Origin of the sequence: Pseudomonas sp. QD4, assembly GCF_049199125.1 — a bacterium.
Taxonomy (GTDB): Bacteria; Pseudomonadota; Gammaproteobacteria; order Pseudomonadales; family Pseudomonadaceae; genus Aquipseudomonas.
The window spans coordinates 381,299-396,947 of record NZ_JBLZOM010000001.1; the positions used below are offsets into that span (position 1 = coordinate 381,299).

Below are 15,649 nucleotides of genomic sequence, written 5' to 3' on the forward strand. Positions count from 1 at the left end.
CTGGTTGAGAGTGACTGCCGGGTTGACGGGGCAGCCCGGGTCATTTCCAGTCGCGGCTCAGATCGATTTGTTCCTAGCTTATGCCGGCTCGATATTCGCCCACAGGCGGCTGCGCCAAGTGACCCGGATCGGCGCGATGCTGGCGAGCATGTCCAGGGCCTGGTGGCTGTTATCCAGGGGGAACAGCCCGCTGACCCGCAGCCCGGCCACCGCCGGCGACAGGTGCAACAGGCCGGGGTGGTAAGGGCGCAAGGCGGCCACCACCTGCTCCAGGGGCAGGGCATCGGCTTCGAACAGCCCTTTGAGCCACAGGGTCTCGCTGTCGGGTGCGGGGCCGGTGTGCCAGGCGCCGTCGCGGCTCAAGCGAGCCCAGTGGCCGTGGGGCAGGGTGCGGCTGGCACTGGCGCCGTGCAGGCTCAGGTCGGCGTCCAGGGCGGCGACGTAACAGGCGCTGGCTTCCTGGCGCAACAACAGCCGCTGTTGCCGGGCCTCGACCCGCAGGTTGCCTGCCTGCAGGACAAACGCCCGTTGCGAGTGCTGGCGCACGTCCAGCAGCAATTGCCCGGCGTGCAGGGTCAGGCCGCGCTCGGCGCCGTCGAAATGCGGGCTGATGCGGGAAGCGGCGTCGAGGGTCAGTTGGCTGCCATCGGGCAGCTGGAACTGGCTGCGCTCGCCGATCCCGGTGTACAGGTCACCCGGCCAGGCCAGGCCGGTACTGCCCAGGCGACTGAGCAATCCGGTGGTGACCGCCAGTCCCGCCAGGCCGAGGCTGGTGCGCAAGAACCGGCGGCGGCTGGAGGGTGCATCCAGGGCTTGCTGCAACTGCCGGGGGTTGAGATCGCGCAGCTTCGACGCCTGGATAAACCCCAACTGCTGATTGATCCGCGCGATGCATTCGGCGTGCTGCGGGCTGCGCGCCTGCCAGTCGAGAAACGCCGCGTGGCGCGCCTCATCGGCTTCGCCGGAATGGAGGAAGGCCAACCAGCGGGCGGCTTCGATCCGGATCTGTTGCTGCGAATCCGTACTCATTGCGCCAGGGCCTCCAGGCAACACAGATACGCCTGCTCCATATGCTGATGGACGCGGCTTTTGGAAATCCCCAGCTGACGCCCGATCTGTTCGTAGGTCATGCCGTCGAACAGGCTATGGATAAACGCCTGCCGCGCCTGATGCCCAAGGCCCTTGAGCAGGCGGTCCAACTGCAACAGGGTTTCGATCAGCATCGCGTGTTCCTGGGGGGAGGGCAGCTCGCTGTGAGGTTGCTCCTCCAGGGTCGCCAGGTACGCCCGCTCCAGGTCGGCCCGGCGCCAGTGATCGATCATCAGCCGTTTGGCGATGGTGGTCAGCAGCGCCCGGGGCTCGCGCACCGCGGCCAGATCCTCGATCCCCAGCAAGCGCATGAAGGCCTCGGCGGCAATGTCCTCGGCGCTGTCCTGGCAGCCCAGCAAACGGCTGACCCGAGCGCGCAACCAACCGTAGTTTTTGCTGAACAGGCGGGTGAAATGATGATGGGATGTGCTGGGCATGGCAGGCAATCACGAGCAAGCGGACGGGCAATGTTGGCGAATGTGCTTGATTAAATAAAAGAATAAAAAGTGTGAGGGTTATTACTTTTTATCCATGCGGAGGCTGCGTACCGCCCTGCATCGGGCAGCACGCGGCCCGGCAGCCCGCTACTTGTAGCCGTTGTTGGCGAGATAGGTCAGGGTCACCTGCGACAACGCGCGCACGCCCACTGGCAGGGCCTGGTCGTCCACCAGGAATTTGGGTGAGTGGTTGGGCCAGGCCTTGGCCGGGTCGATACCGTCGGGGGTGACGCCAAGGCCGAAAAACAGCGCCGGAATGCGCCGCGAGTATTCGGCGAAGTCGTCGGCGGCGTAGACCCCGGAACCCAGGGTGACGGGCTTGCCCGACGAGGCTTCGAGCTGGGGCAGGAGTTTGTCCACCAGATCGGTGTTGTTGTAGCCGGCCGGGTAGCTGCCGGGGAGGATCTCGACCTTGGCGCTGGCTCCGGCGCTTTCGGCGATTTTGCTGGCGGTGCGTTGCAGGCGGCTGATCACATCGTCGCGCTGGGCGTCGGTGAGGGTGCGCAGGGTGCCTTCCATGCGCACTTCGGCGGGGATGATGTTGCTGCGCACGCCGGCGTCGATCTTGCCGATGGAGATCACCGGGGCGGGCAGGGCCACCAGGTTCACCTGGCGGCTGGGGATGGTCTGCCAGCCGAGGATGATCTGCGCCGCCAGGGGGAAGGGGTCGATCCCGGCCCAGGGGAAGGCGCCGTGGGTCTGTTCGCCGGTGATGGTGGCGACGAAGTTGTCCGAGGCGGCGGTGGTGCGTTGGCGACTGACCGAAAGGGTGCCGGACACCCCCGGCCCCACGTGCAGGCCGAAGATCGCTTGCGGCGCCGGGTTGGCCAGCACCCCTTGTTCGATCATCAGCCGGGCGCCGCCGGTTTCTCCCACCGGCACGCCTTCTTCGGCCGGCTGGAAAATGAACTTGATGGTGCCGGGCAGGCTGTCCTTGTGCGCCGCCAGGACCTGGGCCACCCCCAGCACAATGGCGATGTGCGCATCGTGGCCGCAGGCGTGCATGACCCCGACTTGCTTTCCGGCCTGGCTGAAGTCATTGCCGCTGTAGGCCTGGGTCACGGTCGAGGCGTAGGGCAGGCCGGTCTGCTCGGTGACCGGCAGCGCGTCCAGTTCGGAACGAATGGCCACCACCGGTCCCGGCTTGCCGCCGCGCAACAGCCCGACCACGCCGGTGTGGCCGATGTCGGTCTGCACTTCCAGGCCCAGCTCACGCAGGCGCGCGGCCACCAGCTTGGCAGTGCGCACTTCGCGGTTGCCCAGCTCCGGGTGTTGATGGATATCGTGGCGCAGCTCGATCAGTTGCGGGGTGGCCTGGCGGATATCCCGGTCGAGTGTCTGCAGGCGCTCGGCATCCACCACGGCGGCGCTGACGGTGTTGTGGAGCAGGGAGGAGAAAAGCAATCCGGCGCTGATGCCGAGTCGGGCGAAAAAGTGATTCATGCAAGGCCTCTGGGTTGGAACGGCAGAGCCCGAAGTCGGGCGCAATGGCGTTAACGCAGAAAGCATGCCAGCCCGCTTGCTGGCCGCCAGGCTGGCGTCGCGGGGAGATGAGGCGTGGGGATGCACCAGGCGCAACAGCCGGTTGCTGATGGTCTGCTGCTCTTCCAGCAGCCAGCGCCGGGAACCTGCGGGGTCCCCGGTGCCTGGCTCGGGCGGCGTTAAACGTGCCCGAGGGTTGCCCGCTACAGCGTGACAGGCACTTAGAAGCTGTAGTCGGCGGTGACGAAGAACGAGCGCGGCTCACCCATCAGCCATTGCTGGCCATTGTTCTGCTGGGCCACGGCGTAGCGCCGGTCGAGCAGGTTGTTGAGCTGCAGGCCCAGGCGCACATCCCGTTGCAGCTGCCAGCCGAGGTTGGCGTCGAGCACCGTGTAGCCCGGAACCTGGGTGGTGTTGGCCGTATTGGCATAACGCGCGTCGACATAACGCAGGCCCATTCCGGCTGTCAGGTCCTGGCTCAGGGCCTTGTTCAACCACAGGTTGGCGCTGCGGCGCGGCACGTTGCTCGGGCGATTGCCGGCGCGCGAGACCACCTGGCCCGACACCACTTCATCGAAGTCGTCGTATTCGGCCCGCACCAGCGCGGCATTGGCCGAGACCTGCCAGTCGTGAGCCAGGGCCAGCTCCAGGGATGCTTCCAGGCCGTCGGCGGACTGCTGGCCGACCTGTTGCGCCAGGCGCGTGACCGGGTCGCTGCTGAGCAGTTTTTTCTTGACGATATGGTAGGCCGCCAGGGTCCATTCACCGCGCCCGTCCCAGAACTGTTGCTTGAGGCCAAACTCGGTCTGCCGGGCCTCGGTCAGGTCCATCTGCTGCTGGCTCGGGTTCAGGCTGATGAGGTTGTTGACCCCGTCCTCGCTGGTCGAGTACTGGCCGTACAGCGACAGTTGGTCGGTGACCGCGAACACCAGCCCGGCGCGCCAGTTGCCGCCGGTGAGGCTGCGGTCGCTGCGGCTGCCGGCACGCTGGTCGTCGCGCTCGATGTGGTTCTGGTCGCGGCGCACGCCGGTCACCAGGGACCAGCGCTCGGACAGCTGCAAGCGGTTCTCGGCAAACAGGGCAAAGGTGTGGGTGCTGCTGGCGGTCTGGGGTGAAAATGCAGAGCGACTCTGGAAGTAACCCGCTGCCGGCTGCCAAGGGTCGATGTAGTCGCCGCCGACATCGGTATAGGGCGAGTTGTTGCCCACGGCGAACCTGATTTTGTTGTACTCGGTACCGACCACCGTGCGGCTGTCCAGGCCGAACAGCGAATGGTTGAAGGTGAAGCTCTGACGGTCGCCCATCTGCTCCTGGTCGTGCTTGATCTCCAGGTAGCTGTTGCGCAGCAGTTGCTGGCGGGGGCTGTCCCAGCTGTAGGTTTCGGCGTTGCGCCAATGGCGTCGGCTCTTGATGTAATACAGCTGGTTGCTGGCGCTGACGCTGTCGCTCAGGTTCCAGTCGGTATTGAGTCGGGTCCATTCGTCGTTGTAGCGCTGCACGGCGTTGCGCAGGTTGTAGTTCTTGTCGCGCAGGCTGTCGCGGTAGTGCCCGTCGAGCAGGGGCGTGCCGAAGTAACTGCTCGGTTCGCTGTCGCCACGCTCATGGGCGAAGGTGAAGCTCAGGTCATCGTTGGCCTGCCAGCGCAGGGCCGCACTGAGGGCCAGGCTGCGCGAGTCGCCGTGGTCGACCCAGCCGTTGCTTTGCTGCTGGTTCAGGGTCAGGCGATAGCTCAGGGTGTCGCTGAGGGAGCCGCCGCTGTCCAGGCCCAGCTGCTGGCGGTCGTTGGAGCCATAACCCAGGCGCAGGCGGTTGCGCACTTCACCTTCGAAGGGCTTCTTCGAGATCACATTGACCACCGCCCCGGTGGCGCCTTCGCCATAGAGCACCGAGGCCGGGCCCCGGATCACGTCGATGCGTTCAACCATCCACGGGTCGACCGGAAACGTCAGGCTGCCGGCACCGGTGTACAGGCGGGCACCGTCGAACAGGGTCATGACCGAGCTGTGCCCGGTAAAGCCCCGCGCCGCCAGCGCGGTGTTGCCGTTGCCCGGGGCGGCGATGCTGGTGATGCCCGGGGAGCGGGTCACCGCGTCCTGCACCGTGAGGTTATTGCGGTTGTCGATGGCGTCCTGGCCGATGCTGCTGGTGCTGGCGGGGTTTTCCAGGGCGCTCAGGTTGAGCCGTGAGCCGGCGGGCAGCGGTGTGCTGAGGGAAGTGTCATCGCCCTTGGCGACTTCGCTGACCAGGGTCGCCGGCAAGGCGAGCGCACGGTGGTCGGTTTCGGCAAAGGTCAGGGATGAAAAGGCCATGCAGGGGACAAAGGTGATCGGCAGGGATCGGCTTGCGAGGCTTTGGAGCAGGGGATTGCGGGACATGCTATTCCAACTGAGTCAGGAAAGAATGAAACCCGGAGGGAACAACGCATAAGGAATCGCAGGCGCACGCGCCCACGCAAACCGGACTGCGCCCGCCCACCGCGGGGTTGCCAAACGAAGTTGCAGGCCGGTCTCCGGGCTCGCGAGGGTCATGAAGCATTCACCTTCCCATGCCGGAGCACAGTGGTCTGTCGAATGCTTCGCTCGCTTACCGTTGCGGGGGCAGCGCCGGACTGATCACCGAAGTGACGCACCGGCTTCCCGTTTAATCCCATGCACGGCGGCATGGGACACCTGAAACTGGCGCGCATATGACCATTGATGAATTTCTTCGTCAATGCGCAAAGCTGCTACAGGGGAAAACAGTCTGTGCCGCCGCCGGTCCTCGGCAGCGGCTACGCGATAGGTGGGGGATGCTTCAGGGGGTGGCCAGGGTCTGCTGCGGCTCGTATTCGGTTTCGGCGAAGTTGAAGTAGGTGGTGCCGGCATGCTGGGTGATCTGCGGTTCGCAGCGGCCAAAGGGTTCGGACAGATGCCCCTTGCCGTTGACCACTTTGAGCAGTATTTGCTCTTGGGCACTGCAGCCATTGCCGGCCCACGCGGCACTCACCAGAAACAGCCCATCCCCCAGGTGCTGCACAGCTTCGAACGACATGCCGTCGCTGAGCAGGGCCGACTTCCCGATCAGGGCACCGTTGACCAGCAATTGGCTGGGCGGGTTTTTATTGCCGTCATGCTGTTCGGCAATCACCTGCACCTTGTCGTTGCCGTTGACGGCCTGGGTCTGGGTGCCGATCTCCAGTGCCGGGTATCGACGGGCCTTGGCCGCTTCCGCGGCGTTGGCTTCGCGGGGCACCAGGCCCAGGCCGGCAGGGCCGCGCACGGTCATGAAGTCGGCGGGCTTGGCGGCTTCGAGGGCGCGCACGGCGTCGAAGTCCCAGTAGTTGACCCGGGTCACCGCCATGCGCGAGGGCGCAGGCTCGATCACGCTCAGCTCGAACTGCTTGCCGGTCATATTCGGCGCATACAGGTAGGACAGGTGATCCAGCGATGCCTGGGCATGTACCGCGACCTTGTTGGTCTGGGTGAACGCCTGCAACGGGCCTGAATAACGGGCCAGGGCCTCGTCGGCGAGCTTTTTGCCGGCGGTGAGCGAGCCTTTTACCTCGGCTTCCAGGGCAATGACCCTGTGATCGGGGCCGAAGGTGTAGGTCGCCGATTCATAGGGCTTGTCGCGGTTGACCTCGGTGCGCCGGGTGTTGCTGAAGTAGATGGTCTGGTAGCGCAGGAACACCGTCAGCGAATGGATGCCCGCCGGGCCGGAGCCGGTGTAGGTCATGCAGCCCCGGGGGCAGGTTTCCTGAAGCAGCAGATTGACTTCGTCATAGGGCATGCCGAGTGCAACGTCATGCACGGTAAAGTCCGGGGCCGCCAGCAGCGTCGGCGAGACCAGCGCCGCCGCCAGCGCGAGCGCGTTGAATGTGTGCTTCAAGACCATCTCCTGGTTGTCCAATGGCGGGGCCGTCGTGCCCCACGCCGCAATCCTTGCCAGCGAATGGCATGGCCTGTGTGGCTATCGGCTGCTGGCGATTGGCCTTTAGCTGCAATGTGCTGCAAGCCGCGCGGGAGTGTCCCGGGCGCAGTAAAACCTCAGCAATCAGACGCAACATGGTGAAGAATATGGCGCTTGCCTGATGAGCCCCGACCGGGACCATTACCCTGAAATCGCTGCCGCCGGCGGCAGGTAACCAAGGAACAGAATGCTTTTTGTAGTGATGCTGGGGGGCAAACACCCCAGGGCCAAGATTGAGGTCCACGACGTGGTGTTCGCCATCGCCGACAACCTGGAAGCGGCCTACCCGCAACTGCGCGAAGGCTGGTTTGGCAGCCCGGCGGGGCTGCATGTCGATTCGTGGATGCAGGTCGACGGCGTGGAAGGGTGGAAGGTGCAGTTGAGCCCGCTGGCGCCTCTGCCCGGGGCCCCGCGCCTGTATTTCATCAACCTCGGCGGCTATGAGGCCCAGGCCTTCGGCGAGGCCCACCACTACCTGCTGGTGGTGGCCCATGACAAGGCTGAAGCCAAGGCCAAGGGCAAGCGGCATATGCTCAGCCACTGGAGCAAGGCCCATACCGACGCGCTGATGGACGTAGACGACTGCCTGCCGATCGATGCCGTGGACGGGCGCTATATCCACCTGGTGGAGGGCGAGCATCGCGGGGTGGTCCAGCGCAACGACTACATCGTGATTCCCCGCTGAGCCCCGGTGGCTGACGCTGGATCTCAGGCCGGAGCGTCGAGCTTTTGCGCCAGTTCCAGGTTCAGCCGGTAGTGTTCGTCCAGCGGCACGGCGCGCCGACTGCTGCTGTTGATGCTGCCTTCGGCGGTCCACAGGAACGGGTAGAAGCTCATGCACTGGTCTGCCCCAAGCTGCGGCAGTTCACGCTGCCAGCCGTCCCAGCGCAGGTCCTGGTAGAACTGCCCGAGGCGTTCGCTCAGGGCCCATTCGACGAAGTCCGAGTAGCCGATTTCCAGGGCTTCCCAGCGCAGGGTGTCCGGCGCCCAGTAGTACAGGGCCCCGGTATCGTCGCCGAGGCTGCCGCCGTTGATGGCGAAGAAGCCGCCCGCGGCATCGTCGGCGACCAGCATCGCCCCCTGGATGCGGTCCTGGTTCCAGTCCCGCAGGTTGCGTGGCAGCTGTGGATGGCCCGACCCCAGCAGTCGCAGCCAGCCGTCATCGATCAACAGCCCACCGCTTTCGTAAGCCATGGCCCCGAGCACCGAGCGGGTGCTCACGCCGAGTGCCAGCAGGATGGCCTCGCGATCCGGGGCCGGCGCCAGCCATTCGCAGCGATGAGGGGAGCGGGCGATCCACGCCTCGATCAAGGGCAGCGCCGGGTCGGTGAGGTTGAGCAGTTGATCGAGGGTTGGCACGTCAAAATCCTTTTTTGCAGCAGGCACTCGCCAGGGGGCGCTGATCATATCAGGCGCGTAGCCGCTGCCGAAGGCTCTGGCCTGCGTTCGCAACACCGCGAAAGCTCGGCAGCGGCTACAGGGCTACAGGGCTACAGGGCTACAGGGTGAAAGTGGGGGATTGGATATTTTTGGAGGCTGATGAAAAGCGCCGCTTACTTAGTCACACTGTGCAGGCTTTTCCTGGGTGCTTTCGGGCAGCCACACAGAGTCGGGCACCAGGGCAGGATCCTCTTATTGTTTGATGGAGCACTCAGACGTCATGGTTAAATCAACGCAGAAAAACAGCCGTTTCAAAATGGCATCCATTGGCGTACTGACCGCGTTTCTGGCGGTCGGCGTGGCCAAGAGTTTCGCCGAGGACAAGGGAGTCCAGGGAATGCACAGTCTCCAGTTTCGCAAGGTCATCGACCTCAGCCACGTTATCAGCCCCTCCATACCGTTATGGCCCAACGACCCGCCAGTGACCTTCGATGTCGTGGCAACGCTGGACAAGGACGGCTATTACCTGCGGCGCTTCAGTATCGGTGAGCACAGCGCGACCCATATGAATGCGCCCAACAGTTTTCACGCCAAGGGCATGGGCATCGACGGCTATGCGCCCGAGTCCCTGATCCGGCCGGCGGTGGTGATTGATGTGCGCAGCCAATCCAAAGCCAACGCCGACTACGTGATCGGCGTGCAGGACATCGAAAAATGGGAACGCGAGCACGGCACGATCGCCAAGGGCTCGCTGGTGCTTTTCTACACCGGCTGGCAAGCCCTGTGGAACGACCCCAAGGCCTTTATCAATGCAGACGCCAAGGGCCCGCACTTCCCCGGTGTCGGTGCCGAGACCAGCAAATTCCTGCTTGAGAAGCGCCAGATCGCCGGTGTGGGCATCGACACCCATGGCGCCGATCCGGGCCAGGATGAGGTGTACGCCACCAACAGCCAGGTGCTGGAGAAAAACGGCATCATCCTCGAGTGCCTGACCAACCTTGACCAGTTGCCGGCCAAGGGCGCGACGCTGGTCATCGGGGTACTGCGGCTGCAGGAAGGTTCGGGCTCGCCCGTGGCCGTTACCGCCCTGGTGCCTTGATGGGTCATTGACGGGAACGCGTGTCCACTGGCGGGGCGCTGGCCTGGATCTGTTGCCGGTAGTTGGATGCGCGTTGCAACACACTGGTCAAGGCCTGCAGGTTGGCCGGCTTGGTCAGGATGTCATTGGCGCCCGCCGCCCTGAAGCGCTCGACCTCGCTGGAAAACGCGCTCGCGGTAAAGGCCACGATGTAGCAGTTCTCGCTCAAGGGCAGGTCACGGATTTCCTCGATGGCTTCGAGCCCGGTCATCACCGGCATGTTGATGTCCATCAGAATCAGGTCCGGGATCGCGCCCACGCAGTACTTGATCGCCTCCAGCCCATTGTCTGCCAACTGCGGTGCGTAACCGAGCCGTTGCAGCATCGCCATCGCCACTTTCTGGCTCACCGGGTGGTTCTCCACCAGGAGGATGTCGAGGGGGAAGCGCTCGGCGAACGACGAGTCGAAGTCCACCACCACATCCTGCTCCTCGCCCTTGGGGATCTCCGCCCCGGAGAACGGCTCCATGGGCAGGGAAAACGAGAATATCGAGCCGACGCCAAACTGGCTGCTGAAGGACAGGGTGCCATTTTGCGCTTCCACCAGGTTCTTGCAGATCGACAAGCCCAGGCCGCTGCCGGAAAAGCGCTGGTTGATCGGCCCCTCGAACTGGGCAAAGGGCTTGAACAGGCTGTCTTGCAGCTCGTTGGGGATGCCGACCCCGGTGTCGTAGATGGAAAACGCCAGGCGCGCGCGGGGGCCATAGCCGTTGGTGGTCACCACCAGCGACACCTTGCCGGTCTCGGTGAACTTGACCGCGTTGCCCAGCAGGTTGATGAGGATCTGGTGCAGGCAGTCGGCATCAGTCTTCACCAGCGCCGGGACCTGGGGCGAAATCTGCACCTCCAGCACCACCGGTTTGTCCTGCAACCCCTGGCGGATCATCTCGACGCTGGAGGCAATCAGGGTCCGCAACTCGAAGACCCGGGGCTTGAGTTCAAGCTTGCCTGCTTCGATTTTCGCCAGGTCGAGAATATTGTCGATCAGCGACAGCAGGGTGCGTCCGCTGCTGTGGATGGTCTTCACCAGGCCGCGTTGTTCCGGGCTCAAGGGCGAGTCGGCGAGCAGCTCGGTCGCACCGATCACGCCATACATGGGGGTACGGATCTCATGGCTCATGGTGGCCAGAAATCGGGTTTTGGAGCGGTCGGCATCTTCAGCGGCATTCTTGGCCTGTTTCAGCACCTGCTCGTTGATCTGCAGTTGTTGCAGGTGAGAGCGCACGCGCAGCAGGTCCACGACAAACAGCAGGCTGAAGGCGAGAAACACCAGGATCGCCAGGATGATGTGGTGCAGGGAGTCCCGATGGAGCTGGTGGTAGTAATCGGCCAGGGTGATTTCCGCACCCGCAACGTAGACGGTCCCGTCCTTGGAGTGCAGGGGCACGAACACCGCTCGAAAGTCTCCCCAGTGATCGGTGTAGTCGATCCACACCGGCTTGGTGCTTTCGAAACTGTCGACCAATGCCTGGCTGGCGTCCGGGTAGGGGTCGAAAAAGCGCACGAAATTCTGGTTCTCGACCTCGGTCTTCGACGCGCTGGAACTGGCCAGGTAAGCCACACCCTCGCGTTTGATCACGGTGTAGACAAACGCTGTGCCCAAGGCTTCGTTGAACCGCGACAGCCGGTTGATGGCGTCCAGGTCTTCGGCTTCGGTCTTGGACTGCTTGTCGACCAGGTGGTCGTGGTAGTTGTCGCCGAGGATCGCTGCGGTGCCCAGCGCGGCATACAGCAGCTTGTTGTTGATGTTCTCAGTGAGGATTCCCTGGGTTTCAACGTAGAGGTAATAGATGTAGCCACTCACCCCGACGATATAAACCAGCAGCAAAGCCCATGTTTTCCTTCTGAGTTTGAACATTGATCCCAGCCTCCGTGCCAGTAGAACCGGACGATCAATGTGCGATCTCCGGGCGTTCCTTGCGCGGAGCATAATTTGGCAGGGGGTGGAAAACCATTGTTTTATTTTCAGCCTGCCGCCGCTGCCGGGCCTTTGGCCATGGGGCGCCGCGCGCGTACCGGACAAAAAATCAATATGGCACGCAGATGCAAATAACTGGCATACACAGACACGTTTTGCTGATCCAGCTTTGATCTAATCCCGTTCACCGGACAGGCGCCCTGCAAGTGCCTGCCACGCTGTCACCCAGAACGGGATAACAAGAATAATGAAACGCTTGATACCGCTTGCTGCTATTTGCCTCTCGACCCTGGCCCTGGCCGCGCCGCCGACCCCAGGCGCAGTCGACGAGAAACGCCTGCTCAACGCTGACCAGGAACCCCAGAACTGGATGGCCCACGGGCGCACCTACGATGAACAGCGCTTCAGCCCGCTGAACCAGGTCAACGACAAGAACGTCGCCGGCCTGGGCCTGGCCTGGACCCAGAAGCTCGACATCGACCGTGGCACCGAAGCCACGCCGATCGTGGTCGATGGGGTGATGTACACCACCGGCGCCTTCAGCATCGTCTATGCCTTCGATGCTGCCAGCGGCAAGCCGCTGTGGAAGTACGACCCGAAGATCCCCATGGAGAAACTCAGCCAGGGCTGCTGCGACGTGGTCAACCGTGGCGTCGCGGTGTGGCAGGGCAAGGTCTACCTGGGCAGTTTCGACGGACGTCTGATTGCCCTCGACGCCGCCACCGGCAAAGAGGTCTGGAGCGTCAACACCATCCTCGATCCGAACAAGAGCTACACCATCACCGGGGCACCGCGGGTGGTCAAAGGCAAGGTGCTGATCGGCAATGGCGGCGCCGAATTCGGCGTGCGCGGCTACATCACGGCTTATGACGCCGAGAGCGGCAAACAGGCCTGGCGCTTCTTCACCGTGCCGGGCGACCCGGCGCTGCCGCCGGAAAACCCGGCCATGGCCAAGGCCATGAAAACCTGGAAGGGCAATGGCTGGGTCAAGTGGGGCGGGGGCGGCACGGTGTGGGATTCGATGTCCTATGACCCGCAGCTGGACCTGCTGTATGTCGGCACTGGCAACGGCTCGCCCTGGAACTACGAGTTCCGCAGCCAGGGCGAGGGCGACAACCTGTACCTGTCGTCCATCGTCGCCCTGCGCCCGGATACCGGCGAATACGTCTGGCACTTCCAGGTGACCCCGGGGGATCGCTGGGACTTCACCGCCACCCAGCAGATCATTCTTGCCGATATCAAGATCGACGGCGCCGTGCGCAAGGTGCTGATGCAGGCGCCGAAGAACGGCTTCTTCTACGTCATCGACCGCACCAACGGCCAGTTCATTTCCGGGCGCAACTTCGTCCAGGTCAACTGGGCCAGCGGCCTCGACCCCAAGACCGGGCGCCCGATCCTCACCGCCCAGGCCGATTACTCCAAGGCGCCCAAGGTGGTGCAGCCAAGCTTTCTCGGCGGCCACAGCTGGCACCCGATGTCCTATAACCCGGCCACCGGCTACGTCTACATCCCGGCCCAGGACACCCTGGCCGAGCTCAAGGCGGCAGACAAACCGCTGTTTCTGCCGAGCAAGTCGGTGGTCAATTTCGGCCTCGACGTGCCGGACCTGCCGGAGGATCCCAAGGTCCTGAACCAGATCCGCAGCGCCTGGCGCGGGCACCTGATTGCCTGGGACCCGGTCAAGCAGCAGGCCGCCTGGACCCATGACTATGTCGAGTCGGGTAATGGCGGCACCTTGAGCACCGCCGGCAACCTGGTGTTCCAGGGCACTTCCGATGGCCGGGTCATGGCCTTCAGCGCCGACAAGGGCGAGCCACTCTGGGAGCACCGCGCCAACTCCGGGGTGCTGGGCGGGCCGGTCACCTACCAGATCAAGGGCGAACAGTACGTGGCCTTCATGGCCGGCTGGGGCGGGATCATGCCGCTGATTGCCGGGCCGCTGACCGACAAGGGCAAGGTCCGGCCCGAGTCCCGGGTGCTGGTATTCAAGCTCGGGGCCAAGGAGCAGCTGCCGCCACCGCGCCAGGCGCCGGTGCTGCCACCGCAAGTGCCAGCACTGACCGCCTCGGCGGAGCAGATCAAGCAGGGGCGGACCTTGTTCAATGGCATGTGTGGCGCCTGCCACGGCCTGAACGCGGCCAGCGGCGGGGTGATTCCCGACCTGCGCTACCTGACGCCGGACAAGCACCTGGCCTTTGTCGGCATCGTCAGCGGGGCCTTCATGAACAAGGGCATGCCGAGTTTTGCCGGGGTCCTGGACATGCCGCAAATGGAGCTGATCCACCAGTACATCATCAAGCGCAGCCTGGATTTGCGTGCGCTGACCGACACCGCCGCAGCCCAGTAAAGCGTCACGGGGGCCCCCCGGTATCTGCCGGGCAGGCCCACGGGCGTGCCGTGCCTTAGCCATTCCAACAACAATATCCGCTAGACAGGTGAACTGATGAAAACGCTTTTTTCCAGCAAAAGTGCTGCCTTGCCGTGCTCGCTGTTATTGGCCTTGCTGGCCGGCCAGGCCCAGGCCGACGTCAAGCCCGACTCCGGCGACTACGCGGCGCTGCCGGCGGGCACCGACCTGCTGTTGCTGTACCAGCAGAACCCGCGAATCGACAAGTCGTACCAGGGCGGTAAAAAAGTCGCCGACAACCTCGACCTCGACCTGACCGTCGAAGTGCTGCGGCTGGTGCACTTCACCGAGTTTTTCAACACCGGCTATATCTGGGACCCGCAGATCGTCATCCCCTACGGCCATCAGGACCTGGGGGCCAGCGGGCAGAAGTACACCGGCTTGGGTGACATCACCTTTGGCGCCACGCTCTGGACCCTGGCCGACATGGAGCGCAACCGGCACCTGGGCTGGTCGATGTTCATCACCGCGCCCACCGGCGACCACAAGAACCAGGGGTTTGCCCTGAGCAACAACCGCTGGGCGGCGGATTTCCAGGTCGGTTATGTCCATGGCTTCAACGACAAGTGGACCTGGGACGTGATTGGCGAAACCGAGTTCTACCAGGAGCAGCGCGACACCGGCGCCCACCGCGACCCGCTGATCCAACTGCACAATCACTTGCGCTACAACTTCACCCCGCAGACCTCGGTGGCCCTGTCTTATCGGCATAACTGGGGCTCGCGCGAGACCCTCGACGGGCAGACCCTGGACACCAGCCACAACAACGGCACCGTGGGGCTGTCTGCAACCACTATGCTCGGCAAACAGTGGCAGGTGATGGGCCAGTACTGGCGCGACGTGGCGGTGCGCTCCGGGCCGATGACCGACCATTCGCTGCAATTTCGCCTGGCTTATATCTACTGAAGATCGGGGCCTCGGGCATGGCAGGGCAGATCGAGCGAACCCCGGGTGAAAGCGGTGGTCTGACTGGCGTCGAGCGCGTATGCTCGCCGACGCTTTTCAGGGGTCGACCCCGGCAAGCGCTTATCTTTTTTCGGAGGTCCATGACATGAAGTCCCTGTTTCGTCCCGGTTTGCTGCTGGTTCTGGCGCTGCCCCTGGTACTGGCCGCTTGTGGCGACAAAGAACCCGAGCAGCGCGCAGCGTTCAGCCAGTTTCTGCAGACCCGCATCCTCGACAAGCCTGGCGTACGCGTGCCGCAACTGACCGCGGATGAGAGCAAAGCGTTTGGCGACTACAGCCGTCACTACGCGGTGATCAGCGATTTCAATGCCGGCATGGACGCGTCGGTCAAACCTTTGGGCGAGCTGATGCAGAAGGGGTCGATGCGTTCCCTGGGCGATGTCATCGCCCGTCGTGACGATATCCAGGCGATCCAGGCCGGGCTCAATAACATGAGTACCCAACTGACCAGCGAACAGGCCAAGGCGGATGCGGCGCATGCCCAGCTCAAGCAGCCCGAGGACTTGAAGGTGGTGTATGACAAGGCCTACGACAAGACCGTCAGCGTGCCGGCCAACACCTTTCGCGAGGTGCTGCCGCAGATCAACGGCACCTTCGACAGCAGCCTGAAGATTGCCGATTACGTGAACGCTCACAAAGGCCAGATCGAGATTTCCGGGGCGGTGGTCAAGGTCCAGGACCCGGCAGTCCAGGCCGAGTTGAATGCCCTGTTGCAAGAGCTGAACAACCAGGCGAAAAACGTCCAGCAGGCCCAGGCCCGCTTGCAGAGCCTGATGACCGGCCGCTAAGCCGGCGCAAAAAAAACGCCACTCAATCGAGTGGCGT

At 63.8% G+C, this 15,649-nt stretch carries 12 protein-coding genes and 1 riboswitch; of the genes, 5 read left to right on the forward strand and 7 right to left on the reverse strand.

Features of this window, described 5'->3' with window-relative positions:
• Positions 1-78 precede the first annotated feature (78 nt).
• The 5 genes from ACOZJV_RS01585 to ACOZJV_RS01605 all read right to left on the reverse strand — a co-directional run bounded on the left by ACOZJV_RS01585 (position 79) and on the right by ACOZJV_RS01605 (position 6,935).
• Positions 79-1,029, reverse strand: a complete 951-nt coding sequence (locus ACOZJV_RS01585) for a FecR family protein (RefSeq protein WP_078469082.1) — start codon at positions 1,027-1,029, stop codon at positions 79-81.
• Positions 1,026-1,526, reverse strand: coding sequence for a sigma-70 family RNA polymerase sigma factor (locus ACOZJV_RS01590; RefSeq protein ID WP_078469083.1), 501 nt, complete (start codon positions 1,524-1,526; stop codon positions 1,026-1,028). Before ACOZJV_RS01590 ends, ACOZJV_RS01585 begins: the two co-directional genes overlap by 4 nt.
• Positions 1,527-1,673: 147 nt before the next feature.
• Positions 1,674-3,029, reverse strand: a complete 1,356-nt coding sequence (locus tag ACOZJV_RS01595) for an amidohydrolase (RefSeq protein WP_421546624.1) — start codon at positions 3,027-3,029, stop codon at positions 1,674-1,676.
• Positions 3,030-3,289: 260 nt separating this feature from the next.
• Positions 3,290-5,443, reverse strand: a complete 2,154-nt coding sequence (locus tag ACOZJV_RS01600; RefSeq protein ID WP_421546625.1) for a TonB-dependent receptor — start codon at positions 5,441-5,443, stop codon at positions 3,290-3,292.
• Between the two features lie 108 nt (positions 5,444-5,551).
• Positions 5,552-5,756: riboswitch (cobalamin riboswitch) on the reverse strand.
• A 105-nt stretch (positions 5,757-5,861) separates the two neighbouring features.
• Positions 5,862-6,935: a hypothetical protein gene (locus tag ACOZJV_RS01605; RefSeq protein ID WP_421546626.1), complete on the reverse strand. Its 1,074-nt coding sequence runs from the start codon at positions 6,933-6,935 to the stop codon at positions 5,862-5,864.
• Positions 6,936-7,203: 268 nt separating this feature from the next.
• On the opposite strand from ACOZJV_RS01605, the gene ACOZJV_RS01610 reads away from it, so the two are divergent.
• Positions 7,204-7,701, forward strand: a complete 498-nt coding sequence (locus ACOZJV_RS01610; protein ID WP_421546627.1) for a DUF1543 domain-containing protein — start codon at positions 7,204-7,206, stop codon at positions 7,699-7,701.
• Between the two features lie 23 nt (positions 7,702-7,724).
• Here ACOZJV_RS01610 and ACOZJV_RS01615 read toward each other — a convergent pair whose 3' ends face one another.
• On the reverse strand, positions 7,725-8,375 hold the full coding sequence (locus tag ACOZJV_RS01615) for a DUF2625 domain-containing protein (RefSeq protein ID WP_421546628.1): 651 nt from the start codon (positions 8,373-8,375) through the stop codon (positions 7,725-7,727).
• Between the two features lie 301 nt (positions 8,376-8,676).
• Between ACOZJV_RS01615 and ACOZJV_RS01620 the strand changes: the two genes are divergently transcribed.
• Positions 8,677-9,495: a cyclase family protein gene (locus ACOZJV_RS01620; RefSeq protein WP_078469089.1), complete on the forward strand. Its 819-nt coding sequence runs from the start codon at positions 8,677-8,679 to the stop codon at positions 9,493-9,495.
• 4 nt (positions 9,496-9,499) lie between these two features.
• On the opposite strand, the gene ACOZJV_RS01625 is transcribed toward ACOZJV_RS01620, so the two are convergent.
• Complete coding sequence (locus ACOZJV_RS01625; RefSeq protein WP_078469090.1) at positions 9,500-11,392, reverse strand: ATP-binding protein; 1,893 nt, start codon at positions 11,390-11,392, stop codon at positions 9,500-9,502.
• Positions 11,393-11,699: 307 nt separating this feature from the next.
• Here ACOZJV_RS01625 and ACOZJV_RS01630 point away from each other — a divergent pair, with 307 nt between their 5' ends.
• The 3 genes from ACOZJV_RS01630 to ACOZJV_RS01640 all read left to right on the forward strand — a co-directional run bounded on the left by ACOZJV_RS01630 (position 11,700) and on the right by ACOZJV_RS01640 (position 15,612).
• The gene (locus ACOZJV_RS01630) at positions 11,700-13,799 is read left to right on the forward strand and encodes a PQQ-dependent dehydrogenase, methanol/ethanol family (protein ID WP_201131197.1); all 2,100 of its coding nucleotides are present in this window, start codon (positions 11,700-11,702) and stop codon (positions 13,797-13,799) included.
• A 96-nt stretch (positions 13,800-13,895) separates the two neighbouring features.
• Positions 13,896-14,765 carry a transporter gene (locus ACOZJV_RS01635; protein WP_421546629.1) on the forward strand — a complete coding sequence of 290 codons (870 nt, stop codon included), beginning with the start codon at positions 13,896-13,898 and terminating at the stop codon, positions 14,763-14,765.
• A 145-nt stretch (positions 14,766-14,910) separates the two neighbouring features.
• Complete coding sequence (locus ACOZJV_RS01640; protein ID WP_421546630.1) at positions 14,911-15,612, forward strand: DUF3053 domain-containing protein; 702 nt, start codon at positions 14,911-14,913, stop codon at positions 15,610-15,612.
• Positions 15,613-15,649: the final 37 nt, after the last annotated feature.